The sequence below is a fragment of the Fructilactobacillus sp. X7R4C1 genome, assembly GCF_059901115.1.
In genome coordinates, this window is record NZ_JBWXVD010000005.1 from 12,958 (window position 1) to 30,745 (window position 17,788).

General features: G+C 37.8%; 13 protein-coding genes. 3 read left to right on the forward strand and 10 right to left on the reverse strand.

Going from position 1 to position 17,788, the window contains the following annotated elements:
* Positions 1-23: 23 nt before the first annotated feature.
* From AC6UC9_RS05690 to AC6UC9_RS05710, 5 genes are all read right to left on the reverse strand, one after another.
* Entirely contained in the window at positions 24-1,268 is a 1,245-nt protein-coding gene (locus tag AC6UC9_RS05690; protein WP_500701398.1) for a restriction endonuclease subunit S, read from the reverse strand.
* Positions 1,265-2,926 (reverse strand): type I restriction-modification system subunit M, encoded by a 1,662-nt coding sequence (locus AC6UC9_RS05695; protein WP_500701399.1) that lies wholly within the window; start codon positions 2,924-2,926, stop codon positions 1,265-1,267. The genes AC6UC9_RS05690 and AC6UC9_RS05695 overlap by 4 nt, the downstream gene beginning before the upstream one ends.
* Before the next feature lie 21 nt (positions 2,927-2,947).
* The gene (locus AC6UC9_RS05700) at positions 2,948-6,052 is read right to left on the reverse strand and encodes a type I restriction endonuclease subunit R (RefSeq protein ID WP_500701400.1); all 3,105 of its coding nucleotides are present in this window, start codon (positions 6,050-6,052) and stop codon (positions 2,948-2,950) included.
* 134 nt (positions 6,053-6,186) lie between these two features.
* A complete protein-coding gene (locus AC6UC9_RS05705; protein WP_500701470.1) occupies positions 6,187-7,860 on the reverse strand; it encodes a glycoside hydrolase family 13 protein in 1,674 nt (557 codons plus the stop codon).
* Positions 7,861-8,057: 197 nt separating this feature from the next.
* Positions 8,058-9,416, reverse strand: coding sequence for an SLC45 family MFS transporter (locus AC6UC9_RS05710; protein WP_500701401.1), 1,359 nt, complete (start codon positions 9,414-9,416; stop codon positions 8,058-8,060).
* A 235-nt stretch (positions 9,417-9,651) separates the two neighbouring features.
* Between AC6UC9_RS05710 and AC6UC9_RS05715 the strand changes: the two genes are divergently transcribed.
* From AC6UC9_RS05715 to rbsU, 3 genes are read left to right on the forward strand one after another with little or no spacing between them, the layout of a single operon-like run.
* Positions 9,652-10,845 (forward strand): galactokinase, encoded by a 1,194-nt coding sequence (locus AC6UC9_RS05715; RefSeq protein ID WP_500701402.1) that lies wholly within the window; start codon positions 9,652-9,654, stop codon positions 10,843-10,845.
* Between the two features lie 14 nt (positions 10,846-10,859).
* Entirely contained in the window at positions 10,860-12,329 is a 1,470-nt protein-coding gene (galT, locus tag AC6UC9_RS05720) for a UDP-glucose--hexose-1-phosphate uridylyltransferase (RefSeq protein ID WP_500701403.1), read from the forward strand.
* 12 nt (positions 12,330-12,341) lie between these two features.
* Positions 12,342-13,259 carry a ribose/proton symporter RbsU gene (rbsU, locus tag AC6UC9_RS05725; protein ID WP_500695984.1) on the forward strand — a complete coding sequence of 306 codons (918 nt, stop codon included), beginning with the start codon at positions 12,342-12,344 and terminating at the stop codon, positions 13,257-13,259.
* A 405-nt stretch (positions 13,260-13,664) separates the two neighbouring features.
* Here the strand turns inward: rbsU and AC6UC9_RS05730 are convergent, their stop codons facing one another.
* The 5 genes from AC6UC9_RS05730 to AC6UC9_RS05750 all read right to left on the reverse strand — a co-directional run bounded on the left by AC6UC9_RS05730 (position 13,665) and on the right by AC6UC9_RS05750 (position 17,785).
* A complete protein-coding gene (locus tag AC6UC9_RS05730) occupies positions 13,665-13,835 on the reverse strand; it encodes a hypothetical protein (RefSeq protein WP_500701404.1) in 171 nt (56 codons plus the stop codon).
* A gap of 154 nt (positions 13,836-13,989) precedes the next feature.
* On the reverse strand, positions 13,990-14,994 hold the full coding sequence (locus AC6UC9_RS05735) for an NAD(P)-dependent oxidoreductase (protein ID WP_500701405.1): 1,005 nt from the start codon (positions 14,992-14,994) through the stop codon (positions 13,990-13,992).
* A complete protein-coding gene (locus tag AC6UC9_RS05740; RefSeq protein WP_500701406.1) occupies positions 14,994-16,067 on the reverse strand; it encodes an AEC family transporter in 1,074 nt (357 codons plus the stop codon). The genes AC6UC9_RS05735 and AC6UC9_RS05740 overlap by 1 nt, the downstream gene beginning before the upstream one ends.
* Positions 16,068-16,199: 132 nt before the next feature.
* Positions 16,200-16,742 (reverse strand): super-infection exclusion protein B, encoded by a 543-nt coding sequence (locus tag AC6UC9_RS05745; RefSeq protein ID WP_500701407.1) that lies wholly within the window; start codon positions 16,740-16,742, stop codon positions 16,200-16,202.
* 41 nt (positions 16,743-16,783) lie between these two features.
* Positions 16,784-17,785 (reverse strand): DUF6710 family protein, encoded by a 1,002-nt coding sequence (locus AC6UC9_RS05750; protein WP_500701408.1) that lies wholly within the window; start codon positions 17,783-17,785, stop codon positions 16,784-16,786.
* Positions 17,786-17,788: the final 3 nt, after the last annotated feature.

The window sequence follows — 17,788 nt, forward strand, 5'->3', positions numbered from 1 at the left end:
TTTTTGGCATTTATACGTATTTTTTAAACAAACATGTTTTGCATCAAATATTTCTTCAGATTTTTGAGTTCATCGATCCTACGTTCATTGGCAGCGATAAGTGAGTCAAAGTTTTTGAAAAGAGTTCCAATTTTGTTTTGTTCATCTATTAATGGAAGTGCTAATTCAAAATTATTCAATGCTTTTTTTGTAATTGTTTTTATTGTTCCGCCCGGAGCTTTTTGTTTTTCTGTACGAAACAATTTTTGAAGTGAAATACTAAAAAAATATTTATCAATTGGATAATTAAATTTCTGAAATATTAATAAAGTTCGATCAACATACGCTGGATATTGTGTTATAGCAACTCTTCCAATGCTTCCTTGAATTGTAATTAAAATACTCCCGGTTTCTACAAATACACTTTTTGACTCAGCAACTTTTGAAATCTTTTGTTTAGTGTTCTTAACTAATTTTAAATTATTATTAACATCAACAACTTGCACAAATGGTTTACCATTTTCTTCGTCATACCATTCTTTTTTTCCATAAGGTTGGGGAAAAGATCCTCGTCTATACGTTGATATGTTTTTTAACTTACGCTGCTCCCAAGGGTCAGTAAATCCTTTAAATCTCCAATTTTGACTAAAAATTCGTTGCATTAACAACTTTTTTAGTTGTTTCAACTGTTCTAATTTACGTTCATTGGCAGCGATAAGTGAATCAATATCAGAAAGAAAAATACCGATCTTTAATTGTTCTTCTATAGTTTTTGGCATACTAGTTACTATTTTTTTTAAGTTTTTTTGACTTATTCCTTTGGCCGTTCCACCAGAAGATATTTTCATAATTTGTCGTTGGAATAAGTTAGATCTTAAGTATTGTTCAAAAAACTCATTATTCACTTTGAATTTATTTGTTTTAAATGCAATTATTCTCTGACTTAATATATATTTTTTATTATCAGGAACCAATGTGACATTTCCAGCTGGGGCTTCTGTAGTAAGAAGAACATCACCAGCATTAAGTTCTTTGTCCCCCATCCATTTTTTATAAAGATTATCATCAGCAAAATGTGCATCTACTAAGTTATCAATATATCCATTTTTTACATTTAAAGCTGAAAGAGCAAGAATATTACCATTATCACTCCATTCCAATCCAATCTTTTTTGGTGTCTTACCTCGATGATCCAAGACATCGTCTAAATTGTCATAGAACTTACGCTGCTCCCAAGGGTCAGTAAATCCCTTAAATCTAATTTTTGGAGTCATTTCTTCATTTTTCATTTAAATAACTCCTTAATCTGCTCAAGCTGCTGTTGAGCGACAGCATCCTGACCCACAAGATCGTCTAACATACCTGATATATCAGTTTCTAACCCACTAATTTCTTTATCAGTAGATTGAATATCTGATACTAATTTATCAACATCGACAGGAGGTTCTTCCTCAAAAGTATCAACATAACGCGGAATATTAAGGTTAAATTCATTCTCTTTAATTTCGTCTAAGTCAGCCTTATGAGCGTATTTATCTACGTCTTCTCGTTTCTTATAAGTTTTAACAATCTTATCAATGTCTTGTTGACGTAAAACATTTTGATTCTTGCTTTTTTCAAAATCACTTGAGGCGTCAATAAAAAAGATATCTTTATTAGTACGATGCTTAGAGAATACCAAGACAACCGTTGGAATTGAAGTTGAATAGAAAAGTTTTGCTGGGAGTCCAACAACAGCATCTAAATAATTTTTTTCAATCAAAGTTTTTCTAATGGTACCTTCAGCTCCCCCACGAAATAAAACACCGTGTGGTAAAACAATTGCCATCTTACCTTCGTTCGATAAATGATAAATAGCATGCAGAACAAAAGCAAAGTCAGCCTTTGATTTAGGTGCTAAACGACCAAAATCTCTAAAACGTGGATCTTTCATCTTGCGTTCATTATTGTCCCAATGGGCAGAATATGGTGGATTAGCAACCACAGCATCAAAGTTTCGCGGATGATCGACACCATCACTGTCCATTCCGTCTGGCCAATCCATTTCAAGCGTATCGGCGTTCCGTAAGTCCATATTTTGATATTCCACGCCATGCATCATAAGATTCATTCGTGCCAAGTTATAGGTTGTCGTGTTTAATTCTTGTCCAAAGAAACTAACTCGACCTTCATAACCCTTATGTTTTAACACATCTTGAACGGTCAAAAGAAGTGAACCAGAACCCATGGCAGGATCATAAACCGTAAACTGATGATCAATTCCATTAAAATCAGAAGTAGCTAATTCTGCCAACAATTTAGAAACTTCATGAGGAGTATAGAATTCACCAGCTTTTTTACCTGAACTACTAGCGAATTTAGCAATTAAATACTCATAAACATCCCCAAGAATATCATGTCCATCAGCATCGTTATAGTTAAATTTATTAACCATTTTAACGATATTGTTAAGAGCACGGGCTCTAGAACTCATGTTGTTCCCTAGACGAGAATTATTAAGATTCATATCAGTAAAGATGCCACTGAAATCTTGGCGAGCTTCTTTATTAATTTGTGCGTTTCGGTTAAAATCATCAAACATTTCTTGAAAGTCAGTGGCAGTAATAGTGCCATCTTCAACTTTTTGATTAATCGTAGCCCAGGTATATTGAGGTGCAATGGCATATCCAAGTGAATCGGCAGCGTCTTCCAAATAATCCTTTAAACTATCAGGATCTTCTTTAACAGCTTTTACATATGCATCATTGATGGTTTCACCATCTTGTAAATCAAATAAATCAGCATTTTTTTGATATTGTTCCTGACGTTCAGATAAGTAGCGGTAGAACATAAAACCCAGGATATAGTTCCGGTATTCACTAGCATCCATATTCCCACGAAGTTCATTCGCCATTGCCCATAATTCTGAAGTTATATCTTGTGCTTCTTTTGTTTGTTTTTCAGCCATTATTTAGTTCCTTCTCTATTTTTAATATTCTTGAGTTAAATTATCTGCGAATTTTTCTACTGCTTTACGTAAGTTAATTCTGTATTTAATCCTTGAAAGTGACTTAACTTCCGGATCAATGGCATCTTGCTGATAATAATTTTGAGCTAAATTAATAATCTTTTTTAATTCTCCATTGTTATCAAGGTCATCATTCCCATAAATGTGACGATCTAAGATCTTATTAAATAAATCCTTAGTTCCATCAGCATCAACAAATCCATACTTTTGGCGAAATTTTAAGATCTCACTTCGTCGTGATAGGTCTTCCTGATTATCCATTAAATCTTTCATGTCATCACCGTTTAAGGGATAAGCACCAAGTTTAGATTTATCGATTTCATCATTTTTAATTGCCTCAGCAGTTCGTTTGATTTTTTGAGCATATTTTTCATCAACTTGATTGGCGAGATCGTTCAATTTGTTATATGTTTCTACAGCACCATCTTCGTCTTGATCGTTGACTTGATTGGCAAGTTTAGCCAATAGTTCTCTGAGGTAATCGTAATCAACATCAATTTCATTAATATGTTCCATTTTAAAGTCAATCTCAAAATCAGGATCATCTTTTTTAAATGTATTCTTTAATTCCCGTTGGATCTTAGTGGTTAATGCAACCTCCTGGTCTTCAGAAATACCAAGCTGATTTAATAAATCATTTGGATTATCATAATCGTACTCGTCGTACTGTTTCAAAGCTACAACATTATTATTGTATGTTTTTAATAACTTTAAGGTCTCTTTATCCTCATCACGACTAGGTGAGATATATTGAAATCCATTGGTTAAGGTATCTAACTTATCAACCACATCAGACGTTTCAGTGATCATGTCCTTATAATCAGGGAGGATTACAGCCTCATCTGCTTCTTCATCCATTGGAAGTTTGGTTTGATAATTAGCAGAATCTTTGTTGGCATATACAGCCAAAGCATCATTCATCAAATCTTCAGATAATTTCGGCCATCGATAATTAACAATACGACCAAATCGTTTATAGTTGGAGTCTTGAATCCGATTAGTTCTGGAATAAGCCTGAATTAAATTAGCTCCACGCAAAGTTCGATCGACATATAACGTATTTAATGTCGGGGCGTCAAATCCAGTTAAAAGTTGATCCACTACAATTACTAGCTCAAGATAATTACCATCTGAAGCACTACGATTAAGTCTTGCCATCACATCTTCGCGGTATTCTTTAAAAGTGGTATCATCAAAATTTGTCCCAAACGTTTGATTATATTGTTTTATGGCATCACGTAAATTCCGATTAGTTTCTCCCATATTGTCTTTGTTGGAATTATCGTTACTAAAAGTTACCGCGACTTTTAATGGATGATCAGAATTGGCTGTTTTCTTAGTAATTGCATCATAATACATTTTAGCCATTTTAGATGATGAAGCCATCCCACCAACATGAGTCGTCAAGATGGCACTATATCGGTAATCAACAGAGCGATTCTTCCACTTTAAAAGAATATCATCAACTACTTTATTAATATGGTCTTCATTATAATCATAGACACTACTTGACACTTGGTCGTCCATGTCGGCCTGAGTAAGATTATTGATCTTATTATTAATTTTTTCTTGCGACCATTTGGGATACTTCTGTCGATAAAATTCAGGTAAATACTGAGTCCTTAAAATTGATTCTGGCAAGGTAGTGTTGAAGTCCACTTTAAATCCAAGCACATTATGGTCGGCAATTGCCTGACGAATGGTATAAGCATGAAGCAAATCACCAAAAATTTCTCGAGTCGTGGGTCCATCACTTTTACCATTTTTATCAGCAAATTTCGGTGTTCCTGTATATCCAACCCATTCAGAATGTGGAAATGCATCTTTAGCACGTTGCAACATATCTCCACTAGTGGAACGATGAGCTTCATCGACAATGAACAAAATATTTTTATCAGGTAATTTGGTTTTTCTTTGAACTAATTTATCTAGCTTTTGAATTGATGTTACAACAATTCCATTACCGTTACTTTTCAACTTTTTAGCTAAATCTCTGACGTTGGCAGTATTATCGACTACCCCATTTTTATTATTATCATCACTATCAGGATCATATGCTGAATAGCTTTCAGCCGTTTGTTGCGTTAAAGCTCTACGATCAACGATGAAGACAACTTTATCAACATTAGGGAGACGTGAAGCTAACCAAGCCGTTTTAAAACTACTAATGGTCTTACCTGAACCAGTAGTGTGCCAAATATAACCTAATTTTTGGTCTGCTTTTTCAAAAGTTGCCGTTTTTAGTTTATTGATGACACGTTTTGTAGCATAAACTTGATAAGGACGCATGACTTTAATACTTTGATGACCTCTAGATCCGTCTAAAATCATATAGTTGGTTGCCATTTCATGAGCCATGGGAATTGATAGTACTCGATTACTAAAATCACGCCAGTTTAATACTGGCTCATTATTACTTTCTTTTTCCCATTGAAAAGCAAAATCCGTATTAAAATCATCGTATGGAGTATTAGCCATGTATCGTGTTTCATTTGGTGTCATTCCCACTAGGATTTGAAGCGTCGAAAAAATATCAGTGTACTGACCTTCATCAATATACTGTTGCATTTGATTAAATGCTTCTTTTACTGGATGATCAGCTCGTTTTTCTTCGATTTGAATTATAGGAAGACCATTAATCAACATGGTAACGTCAAAACGACGATCTCTTCTTCCAGAGATCTTGGCAGGTCTCTCAATTTGGTTAACGATTTGATAAATATTGTCTCCGGCACCAATTTGATCCTGTTTAAAAACAGTTAAAATACCCTGTTTTCCATTATCTAGATCAACACTTACTTCTGATTGACCATTAAAACCATATAAAAAACGACCTGCCATGTATGGAGTATGAAGATCCTCAATTTGTCGTTTAACTTGTGAAAATTCATTAATACTTAACGGTCTATCTAATTTATCTTGATTATGTTGTTCAAGAATCACTTTGAAATTATTCCATAACTGCTCAGTCGTTTTAATATTAGGATCATATTGCCACTGTTTATCGTTTCCAATTTTAGTTAAATGATCGATTAATTCATCTTCAAATCCTAGTTCTGATTTCATATAAAAGTTACCACCTCATGATTTTAAAAAAATGCATATACAATGTGAATTTTATCATTAATAAAAGCAACTAGCAAAATGCTACGTAATAAATGGTCCTATAATTAACTTAATTATAGGACCATTTATTACTTTTATATCTTATACACTTTACTCTCATACGCCCTCAGCTTCTTACCAGCATCATCGTCGTAATTCCCAATCAACTTTTCCGCACCATCAGGTACCTCATAATCACGTTCCACCTCATGGTCAGTGAAATTACTGATAACTAATAAATTTTCGCCTTGATAGTGACGCTTATAGGCAAAGACCTCCTCATCGTCTGGGTCTAAGAGTTCAAAATCACCTTCAATGATAATCGGATTAGTCTTTCGTAGTTCAATTAACTTCTGATAATAGGCAAAGACCGAGTTTGGATCGTCAACCTCATCTTCAGCGTTAATTTCTTTGTAATTTGAATTTACCGCAAACCACGGTGTCCCACTAGTAAAGCCAGCGTTCTTGGAAGTACCCCACTGCATTGGTGTTCGCGCATTATCCCGCGACATATGAGCCAGATAACTCATCATTTTCGTTGGCGAAACAATCTTTTCTTTTTTGACATACTGGTCATAAGCATTAATTGTTTCAATGTCTTCATACTGACTCAAGTCCTCTTTATGAGCGTTCGTCATCCCAAGTTCTTCACCCTCAAAGATGTATGGCGTTCCTTGCATCATGTGAAGCGTGGTGCCAAGCATTTTAGCAGCCAATACACGATACTTGGGATCATCGGTGGCAAACCGACTCACCGCGCGTGGTTGGTCATGATTACTCCAGTAAAGTGAATTCCAACCCTTACCATTTAGCTTCGTTTGCCAGTTATTAAAGACTTGCTTTAGTTCAGTTAACTTAATTGGTTGATCGTTCCACTTTCCCAGTCTTGGATCTGGGTTGGGCGACAGCTCAACGTGCTGGAACTGGAAAACCATGTTCAACTCATGCGCGTTAAAGCCAGTGTATTCAATGGCTTGTTCTGGGTTAGTCCCTGACATTTCTCCAACCGTCATGATGTCATACTTAGACAAGACGTCGGTATTCAACTCGCGTAGGAATTCGCTTAAGCGTGGTCCATTCAACACCCCAGCACCCGGTGCCGAATATTTAGCATTGGCAGCTTTCGGCATGTTTGGCAATCCTTTGGGCTTGGAAATCAAGTTAATGGCGTCCATTCGAAAACCGTCAACACCCTTATCTAACCAGAACTTCATCAGACTTTTAACTTCTTCTCTAACTTTGGGATTTTCCCAGTTCAAATCAGGTTGACCGTCCGCAAAGAGGTGCAGGTAGTACTGACCCGTCTGTTCATCATACTTCCACGTTGAACCGTTGAAAAAGGAACCCCAGTCATTTGGGGCGTGACCGTCAACTGGATCACGCCAGTAGTAATAATCGCGGTACGGATTGTCTTTTGATTTCCGACTTTCCTGAAACCACTTGTGCTGATCGGATGTGTGATTAACAACTAAGTCCATCACAATTTTAATGCCTAGTTCATGAGCCCGGTCTAATAACCTCTGAAATGACTTCATGTCGCCGTACTTCGGATTAATTTTGCGATAATCTGAGATGTCATAACCGTTATCTTCTTCTGGCGACTCATAAATGGGATTAAGCCAGATGACATTGGCTCCTAACTTTTTAATGTACGGCAACCGTTCTCTAATACCATTTAAATCACCGACTCCATCACCGTTACTATCCTGAAAACTTTGTGGGTAAACTTGGTACACCACTGCATTTTTCCACCATTGTTTATCTTTCATCATTTCCACCTCTCAAATCAATTTTCACCAAGAATAGGCTCATCAAGGTATGGTTTGATGAGCCCATTTTTATTTACTTAAATAAATTCTTGTTTCATAAGTGCGCAACTCACTTTCGATATCATTATAATTCTGACGGATTTCTTTTGCATTTTCCACCATTGATAATTTTTCATAACAAACTCCTAAATTAAATCTTATTTTGAAGTTACAATTGGTTTCACGTGAATAGCACTAACAGCTAATACTCCAATCAACATCATAATTCCAGCTACCAAAATCATCCCCGGCATTGATTTACCAATTAATGGTAAGATCACAAAGCTGGCCAACGATGCGATGATCTGTGGCATACAGATACTAATATTAAAGAGTCCTAAGTAAGCACCTTCGTCCTCACCGTTTAAAGCTCCGGTAACGATTGACAAAGACTCAGATTGCATTGCCAAAAAGGAAATTCCGATTAAAACAAAGGCTAACACTGAAAGAGCTTGGGAATGAATAAATGACAACCAAACAAATCCAACCCCACCGGCAAACAATCCAATTCGATACCACATTTTACGTGAATTGGGTTTAGTTCGTGATAGAACCAAGAAACCAAAGATAGCAGCAGCCAGTCCCTCAATTCCTGACAAAATTCCAAACCAGTTCCCGGCTGCTTGGTATGCAGCAGAAGTTGGATCAGTGACATGCCAAATCGTCTTGGCAATTGAACCCGTTCCGTAAGTCCATAAGTATTGAAAAGCAAACCAACTAAAGAATTGGACGAACGAAACTTCCCAAAACGGACGAGGAGCAGTTCTTAACAATTTAATTAAACTACTCTTAGTTTTTTGACTGTTAACGTCAATCCCATGGTATTTAGCGTAGACCGTCGGACTGTATTCGTGAACCGATAATACCGTATACAATGACATGATTAAAAGAACTGCGGCAGCGATGTAAAAAGACATCTTAACCGATAACGGAACCACACCTTTTGGGGCAACGTTAGAAATTCCAATTGCCGTTAAAATAAATGGCAATAACGTCGCAAACACTCCACCTAGATTGGCATAGGACTGCTGCCATGACCAGGTCAAATCCTTTTGATCTTCATTTACCATGTCACCAACAATCATCTTGGAAGGTTGCATACATGCATTTGACGAAACATCCATCACAGCAATTGTGATAGCACCAAAAAGCAAAGCGGCAAACGATCCGTAACCAAATCCAAAGGATCCAGCGTTTGGCAATAATACCAACACGATGGCAGCTACTGGAGCACCCACTAGTAAGTATGGCATTCTTCTACCAAACCGATTCCAAGTGACATCTGAATATTTCCCAATTAAGGGCTGTATAATCATTCCAGCCAACGGTGGTAGTAGGAAAAAGAATCCTAATTTAGTTGGATCGGCACCAATGGTCTGAAAGATCCGTCCCATCTGTGAACTTTGAAGCGAAAATGCCATACTGACTCCAAAGAAGCCAAACGTCATCGCAAAAATTGTATACAAACTTAGCCGCGGAAGGGTGTCCTTCTTAGGTTTTGATTTTGATTTATCCATAACCATCCTCCTATTGCTTAAATTGTTGCTTTTTTAACAAATTCAATGTGATCACAATTTCAGTATAACGAATTGTTTGACTATGTAAATCGCTTACATACGCAACAAATTAACGGTTTGGGCCATTCACACAATTTATTTTATAAGATAAAAAATCTTGACTTACCATATGAAAACGCTTACTCTCAAAATAGAAATCACTACAAATGAAATGATTTCTAAGGAGATGTTTTAAATGACCGAGAAAATAACTTCAACTAACAAAATTATTAGTAATTTAAAGGATAAATTTCAAGACTTGTATTCACAGGAACCGACCAAGGCGTATTTCGCGCCCGGCCGAATCAACCTAATTGGCGAGCACACCGATTACAACGGTGGTCACGTCTTCCCGTGTGCCATTAGCCTCGGAACGTACACCGTGGTGACTCCGAGTAACGACAAACAGGTCAACATCTATTCGGAGAACTTCCCGGATACGGGAGTCAACTCGTTTCAAATCGACGACCTAACAATTAACCACGATGATGGCTGGATTAACTACCCCAAAGGCATGTTTAAGGCCTTTGCCGACAAGGGTCACAAGCTGGATCATGGTTTCAACATTCTAATTTACGGCACTTTACCGGATGAATCAGGATTATCATCCTCTGCTTCCATTGAGATGTTGTTTGGCAAGATTTTAAACGACCAGTTTAATGACGTCTTCTCGGGACCAGAACTAGCCAAACTCGGACAGCACGTGGAAAACACCGACATCGGTGTGAATTCCGGCATCATGGACCAGTACGCCGTTGAGATGGGCAAAAAAGACACGGCCATTCTGCTGGACACCAACACGATGAAGAGCGAGTTCGTGCCGATTAAACTCGGAAACGACAAAATCGTCATCATGAATACCAACAAAAAACGAGGACTCAAAGATTCCAAGTACAACGAACGGCGACAAGAGTGTGAGGACGCCCTAAAACTCGTCAATCAGGTGGCCGACTTCTCCTCATTTGGTGCCATGTCAAATGATGAATTCGACGAATACACCTACACCATTAATGACGCAACGTTGTTGAAACGAGCCCGTCATGCCGTTTCTGAAAACCAACGAACCTTAAGAGCCGTGAAGGCTTTACGCAACAACGCTATTGCTGAATTTGGTCGACTGGTGAACGCTTCTCACATTTCACTAGAATACGACTACGAAGTCACTGGTCCGAACTTGGATACGCTAGTTCATGAAGCTTGGAAGAACGGTGCCGTTGGATCACGAATGATCGGTGCTGGCTTCGGTGGTTGTGCGATTGCGATTGTTCCATCCGACCAAGTCGCAAGCTTCACCAAGAACGTTGGTGACACCTACAAATACCGCTTCGGCTACGACGCTGACTTTTACATCGCCAACATCTCAGATGGCCCTAAAGAAATCCAGATTTAGGTGAGGTGAACAACATGGAAAATCTCGTTGAACACTACGTGAACCAAGTCATTGATACTGGACAAACGTACCGACCAACGGATCGCACGTATCTCATAAATTATCTTTACCATCTGGTTGGTGAAAAGAACGTGTCCAGTCCGAATTTATCTGACCAATTATTGGCAACGGTCGACCAGCTAATCGACGTGGCCGTTAAGAATGGTCAAATTGACGATACCCTCAAAAACCGTGAACTGTTAGAAGCGGAACTGACTAATCTCTACACCCCGCTTCCAAGTGCAGTCAATGACAAGTTCTGGAACCTGTATCAGCAGGCTCCAGATCGGGCCACAAACTATTTTTACAATTTAAGCCAACAAAATAACTACATTAAAACCGCTCGCATCAAGAAGAACCTGCTCTGGGACATTGACACCAAGTTTGGGGATCTGGAAATCACGATTAACCTGTCGAAACCGGAGAAGGACCCCAAGGACATTGCCAAGGCCGGTCAAAACACCCACTTTGGTTATCCCGAGTGCAACCTGTGCGCTCAAACCGAGGGTTACTACGGTAATTCGCAAATTCCGGTGCGGGTCAATCACCGCATCATTGATGTTTTAGTCGGCGGGAAGCCGTGGGGCTTTCAGTATTCACCGTACTCCTACTTTGATCAGCACTGCATCTTTTTGGATGATGTTCACGAGCCGATGAAAATTAGCGCGCAGACGTTTTTCAATCTAACTGAAATTGTTTCGATGTTCCCTGCGTACTTTATGGGGAGTAATGCAGACCTGCCAATCGTGGGTGGTTCAATTCTGAGTCACGAACACTACCAGGGTGGCTATCATACCTTCCCAATGATGAAAGCACAGACCCGGTTTGCCTTTGACCTGGACCAGTATCCAGATGTCAAAGCCGAAGTTCTGAATTGGCCGATGTCGACGATTCGCCTGACTGGGACCGATAAACAGGAACTGATTGATTTTGCGACTCATATCTTAAATGAATGGCGCAAGTATTCGGATCCATCCGTCGATGTCCGCGCCGAAACAAACGGAACACCGCATCACACGGTCACACCGATTGTCCGCATGAACGAACAGGAGCAGTTTGAGGTCTACGTGGTTCTGCGTGATAACCAGACGTCCAAGAAGTATCCCGATGGCATTTTTCATCCCCACGCCGAATACCAACACATCAAAAAGGAAAACATTGGCCTGATTGAAGTGATGGGACGGGCCATTCTACCCGCCCGTTTGAAATCCGAACTGGCCGAGGTCAAGAAGTATTTACTTAATCAGCCCAACGACATCGCCGACTACCACGTTCCCTGGGCCAATCAACTTAAACAAAATTACCAACTCAATCCCGACAACGTCCAAGACGTGATCGATAAAGAAGTCGGGATTACCTTTATGCACGTCTTGGAAAACGCCGGGGTCTTCAAGCTTGATGACCAGGGGACCGCAGCGTTTCAAAAATTCATTCACACACTTTAGGAGGTTATTATTATGAATTGGCTAGCGATATTAATTGGTTTAGGACCAATGGTCGGTTGGGGACTTTTCCCCACGATTGCTTCGAAGGTTGGTGGAAAACCCGCCAACCAAATCTTAGGTGCCACCCTTGGAACCTTAGTCTTTGCGGTCGTCCTGTTTTTCATTGAAGGATTAGCCCTTCCCGGCTGGATCAGTACCACTTTTGGAATTATTTCTGGACTTGGCTGGGGCTTTGGTCAGATCATGCAGTTCAAGGGTTTTAAGTTAGTTGGATCATCACGAGTAATGCCGATTACCACGGCCTTTCAGCTGATTCTGACGTCGCTTTGGGGAGTCTTTGTTCTAGGCGACTGGACTGGCATTATCGGAAAAGTCTTAGGATTTACTGCCCTAGTTATCGTAATCCTTGGTGCGACCCTCACTGCTTGGGTCCAAAACCCAGAATCCACCAATAAGGGTGCTTTAAAGAAAGCTACGATCTTTCAGCTGATTGGTGCCCTTGGATACTTAGTTTACTCAGCCGCTCCACAGGTGGTCATCATGCCATCAATGAAGGCTTTATTGCCAAACATGCAAGCCATGGACGGGAACCATGCGTTTCTTCCCCAGGCCATCGGAATGGTACTATGTGCCGTGATTTACGATTTGTGGAACCTAAAAGACGAAAATGTCTTCATTCAATCCGTTTCATACAAGAACATTCTCGCTGGATTATCGCAAGGCTTTGGTATGTTAATGTACTTAATCTCAGCTCAACCTGACATGAACGGATTGGCCACTGCCAACGTTCTGGGTCAATTAGCCGTCCTCGTTTCCACTCTGACCGGAATTTACTTCTTGCACCAGAAGAAGACGCCAAAGGAAATGACTCTGACCTACCTCGGGTTAGTTCTCATTGTCTTTGCTTCCGCCATTACGGCATTTATTTAATTAAATTGAAATGGTATCATAGAAGTAACGAGGCTCCCTGCGTTAGTGGGAATGGCACCATCTTGTCAATGTCTCCACATTAGCGAGACCTATAGTACCAAAAAGGCTGAAACCGATTTAGGTTTCAGCCTTTTTATGTAGTTTTATGGATAAAAAAAGAGCTCATCAGCGACAGACCGATGAGCTCTCGATCATCAATTCTACCGAAAACCGGTGATCATGTATTACTTGTTATAAATATATTATAACTTAGTTAAATAGTAATTCAATCATACTATATAACAACTAAAAAAGAGTTCATCAACTTTTAGCTGATAAACTCAGTCCCATCACCCTATTAAATCGATGAGTAGATTGTATAATCTTCATTTGTTATTATACAGCATAATTATGTTAAATTAACTATTATTTAAAATAATTCGTTTTTCCATTTTTCAATTGCTTCTTCGAATGTTCCAAGAACTTCAAATTCTCACCATTCTCACAATGAATGGTAACCTCTTCATCGTCCTTCATAGCTTGATCCATGTACGTTTCAAAGTTCACTTTGAAATTATTACAATTAACCACTTTCATGTAGTATCATCTCTCTTCATACGTAAAAAATGAAATTTTTTATAGTGATGATTATACCATATAGAATAAAAAGTAAAACTAAAAAGAATGTCTTAAAAAAAGACACTCTCAATAATTGTTAAATACTGACTAAAATTAATATTCACTTTTAATCTTAAGTCTCGTTCTTCGACTTACCCGTCGTCAACATTTCATGAAAATTGTCGTAACTAACGGTAATCATGTCCGTCAAAGCCGGTTCCGTAAACGAACCAACGTGCGGCGTCACAATTGCGTTTGGATACTTTTTCATTAGGTTAACGACTTCCTGGTTCTTAATATTGTCGATCCCTTTGAATTCGTGACCAAAAATGTTAGCTTCATCAATTAACACGTCAGAACCATATCCACCTAATGTGCCGGACGCAAGAGCATTATCGACGGCTTTTAAGTCAACCACTTGACCACGAGCCGTATTAACCAAAATGGCATCGTCTTTCATTAAATTGATTTGGGCGGTACTGATTAAGTTATCAGTTTCACCTTTAATGTAGGGAACGTGCAGTGAAACAATGTCAGACCGCTTCAATAGTTCATCAATGGGGACGTATTCATCGATTTCAGGAGCGTTAACCTTGTGACCGTCGTTAGCGAGCACGGTTGCACCCATTCCACTGTACAAACTAGCTTCAGCACGACCAATGCGGCCCGCACCGATAATTCCAACGGTACTAGAATGAATCTCACGACTAAAGTACGAATCATTGACGATAAAATTGCCAGCGTGAGTGGCGTTGATTTCGGAAGCTACTTTACGAAATAGACTCATTCCGAGAGTCATTGCTAGTTCAGCCACAGCATATGGCGAATATCCGGGAACGCGAGCGACCTTGATGCCAAGTTCCTTGGCAGCCTTCATGTCAATATGGTCGTATCCAACCGTGCGTGTGAAGACATACTTAATACCCCAGTCGGCAAATTTCTGTAAATTTTCCCGGTCAGTCAGACAATTTCCACGAACTAACACCCCTTTTGACCCTTTGGAATCAATGGCGTTGTCGCGATTTAACATTTCTGAAACCAGGTTCAATTCATAATCGTATTTATTCAAATCTTTGAAGTAACTGACTTCAACGGGACGCACCCCGTACGCAGTAATTTTGAACATTTTATCACCCATTATTTGATAATCCCGGAGTTATTAATGACTTCCAGCAGCGCAATCCAAATTGGCATCATGATCACTGACAGAATAGTCGACAAGAACGATGCGTTGGAAGCCAAGACTGGATCCCGATTGAAACTAATTGCGTATGCTGAAGCAACCGTGGCAGTTGGGGTTGCCATCATGATGACAATCGTTGCAATGGCCACGTAGCTCATTGGCATGATGCCCAGCATTGAAAGTGCAGTCAAAGCAATCAGGTTGAACAATGGCACAATGATAACCTTGTTCCAACTGTAGTACCAAGAAAGCTTGTTGGAAGCGGCCTGCTTGAATGAAATGGAACCAAGCGTAACACCGATTGATAACCAAGCAAGTGGAGAGGATAGTTGCGCTAAGTAGTTCAACGGTTTCCAGAGCCACAAGGCGGTTTGGTCAATTCGATAGAAGGCCACACTACTCGTACCTTTGCCAGGAATTCCATTTAACATCGTTTGGACTGTTACATGTGGAACATAGTTTTGTCCTAGCCACAGAAAAAGCCCGAGGAAAGTTGCAATTACAACCGGATTTAGAAACATTTTCTTGATGTTTTTCATTTCCATCTTCAAACCTGACATTCTGATGTAGGCGTATGAATAAAGGAAAACCCGGTAACCAATGTTGAAAATGGAACTGTACATAATTCCTTTGGGTCCAAAGACTGCACCAACGATCGGAATTCCAAAGAAAGTCGTGGAACCAAACGTCGTTAAAATTCCCATCACTTCTTTTTTATCCTTGTCTTGTTTGGGATAAAGCAGTGGCGCAACGAAAATCAAGATGATGTAAATGATGAAACCCCATAATAGGACATTCATTCCTTCTTTCAAGGTATCATCGTTGATTGGCTGCATGAATGAGTTCAGTGCCAAAGCTGGAATGGCGACGGTCAGTACGACCTTTGACAACATCTTCCCGAATTTGTCGGTAAAAATGTTCTTCTTACGTAAAAAGAAACCAAGTAAAATAATGAAAATTGTTGAGGTGATCGAACTAATGATTCCCGCATTAGTGACGGTCTTCTCAATTGCTTGCATAACGTTCATGAACGTTAACCTCCAAGTAGAATATTATCGTACGCACAGTAAAGTACGTAAAAATGAAATTTTTCACGATAATAATTTTACCATAGGAAATAAAGTAATTTAAAGAAAACTTGTATGAAAAATCATATTTATTTAATAATCATTTTTCATTTCACTGTTCAGTTTAGCTTTAATATATTTTTCTGCATTGGGGTTTAACACATACAGAAAGTTAGCACTTTGCCAATTATATAGAGAAGATATAGTTTGACCGCTAATTCTTGTGATAAGCTTAGCATTTCTCAACTTTAAAACATTTTGATTGTATTCGTTTAACAATATGGCTCCTCCATGTGCATCATATAACTTTAAAAGTATTTTCCAACAATAAGGATCATTTGTTAAATTCATGCAAGACTTATCTACCTTTTCGTTGTCTCTTTTATTATTCCAACATCTTATTAAAAACGATGCAATCTGACAAATCAACAAAAAAAGTGATATTAGAAATACAAGAATTATCCAAAAATTATATTTTAATAACATATTATTAATACCTAATGTTTTTTTTAATGAAAATGGAAGTAAATTTAATAATAAAATTACTATTGATGTTAAAAAAGCAGCTATTAAAATAACGCAATTTTCTGGTTTAGAAATAAATGTAACTATTTTGATTAAAGAGTCTTTTTTCAATATAAATATCACCCACAGAGATTAACTCTAACTAATATTTGTTACTTTTCCTTATCCTTAATGAAAAGTTTATGCATTTCATTTCTTAAATCCCTAAGAGATCTATTTTTAATTCTTAAATCATCCATCGAACAATTAATATTATTATTATTGTTCAAATGTAAAAATGTACCATGCCATATATTATCAATCTCCGTATCAACATCTTCTAAGTTTTTATGCGTGAATAAAATATACCCTGTATTGCCATATTTACTGAGAATTTCTGTAATCAAATTTTGATTTTGTTCTATCATTAATTCTTTTGGTGAAAGCTTTTTGTCTTTCAAATATTCTCCATGATTATCAATAACTTTATTAACCCTAGTAGGAAAAACATCACGATGTTCCTTAAGCTTTCTTCCTATTTCAAACAAATAACCATATCTTCTATATTTTTTCTTCCAATTTTTGTTTTTTATCTTTTTATCTGGGAAAATATTGAATAATTTATGATTATTCATTTTTCTAAAAGAATATCCATCAAAATATTGTAAATCATATAAATAATCATAATTAGCAATTTGATTTACAGGGATGTAAAACGGTATTTTTTTATAAATTAGACAATAAATATAATGATTTTTACCGCTTACAACATTTACCAAATTCAAGGGATAAAGATAAGTAAAATCATTATATTCTATTACTCTAGGATCAAATGTTTTTACTGAATAATCTAATCTATCTTTTCTATATGGATATACCAAAACTGGCGTAGTTGATGATCTTAATTTTATCCTTTCCTTTAATTCATAAGTATAATTTAGATTAGGACTTTCTATCCCTAAAAGGTAAGGTAATTCCCTTCCTCTAGCAGAATCCAAAGAACTACTATCTTCCACTATTGAACTATCTACAACATCTTTAGCGTTTTGATCGTTTAATCCATTAGCTATTTCACGCATTTTATCAAAAACATTATCATATTTACCATTATCTAATAAATTACTTATATTTTTTATTAAATTAGTCAATTCTGAATCTTTATAACTAATATCCATTAA

Bases quoted from the DNA above. Each gene is read 5' to 3' on its own strand.
- AC6UC9_RS05690 (WP_500701398.1), bottom strand. From the start codon at position 1,268: ATGAAAAATGAAGAAATGACTCCAAAAATTAGATTTAAGGGATTTACT.
- AC6UC9_RS05695 (WP_500701399.1), bottom strand. From the start codon at position 2,926: ATGGCTGAAAAACAAACAAAAGAAGCACAAGATATAACTTCAGAATTA.
- AC6UC9_RS05700 (WP_500701400.1), bottom strand. From the start codon at position 6,052: ATGAAATCAGAACTAGGATTTGAAGATGAATTAATCGATCATTTAACT.
- AC6UC9_RS05705 (WP_500701470.1), bottom strand. From the start codon at position 7,860: ATGAAAGATAAACAATGGTGGAAAAATGCAGTGGTGTACCAAGTTTAC.
- AC6UC9_RS05710 (WP_500701401.1), bottom strand. From the start codon at position 9,416: ATGGATAAATCAAAATCAAAACCTAAGAAGGACACCCTTCCGCGGCTA.
- AC6UC9_RS05715 (WP_500701402.1), top strand. From the start codon at position 9,652: ATGACCGAGAAAATAACTTCAACTAACAAAATTATTAGTAATTTAAAG.
- galT (WP_500701403.1), top strand. From the start codon at position 10,860: ATGGAAAATCTCGTTGAACACTACGTGAACCAAGTCATTGATACTGGA.
- rbsU (WP_500695984.1), top strand. From the start codon at position 12,342: ATGAATTGGCTAGCGATATTAATTGGTTTAGGACCAATGGTCGGTTGG.
- AC6UC9_RS05730 (WP_500701404.1), bottom strand. From the start codon at position 13,835: ATGAAAGTGGTTAATTGTAATAATTTCAAAGTGAACTTTGAAACGTAC.
- AC6UC9_RS05735 (WP_500701405.1), bottom strand. From the start codon at position 14,994: ATGGGTGATAAAATGTTCAAAATTACTGCGTACGGGGTGCGTCCCGTT.
- AC6UC9_RS05740 (WP_500701406.1), bottom strand. From the start codon at position 16,067: ATGAACGTTATGCAAGCAATTGAGAAGACCGTCACTAATGCGGGAATC.
- AC6UC9_RS05750 (WP_500701408.1), bottom strand. From the start codon at position 17,785: ATGGATATTAGTTATAAAGATTCAGAATTGACTAATTTAATAAAAAAT.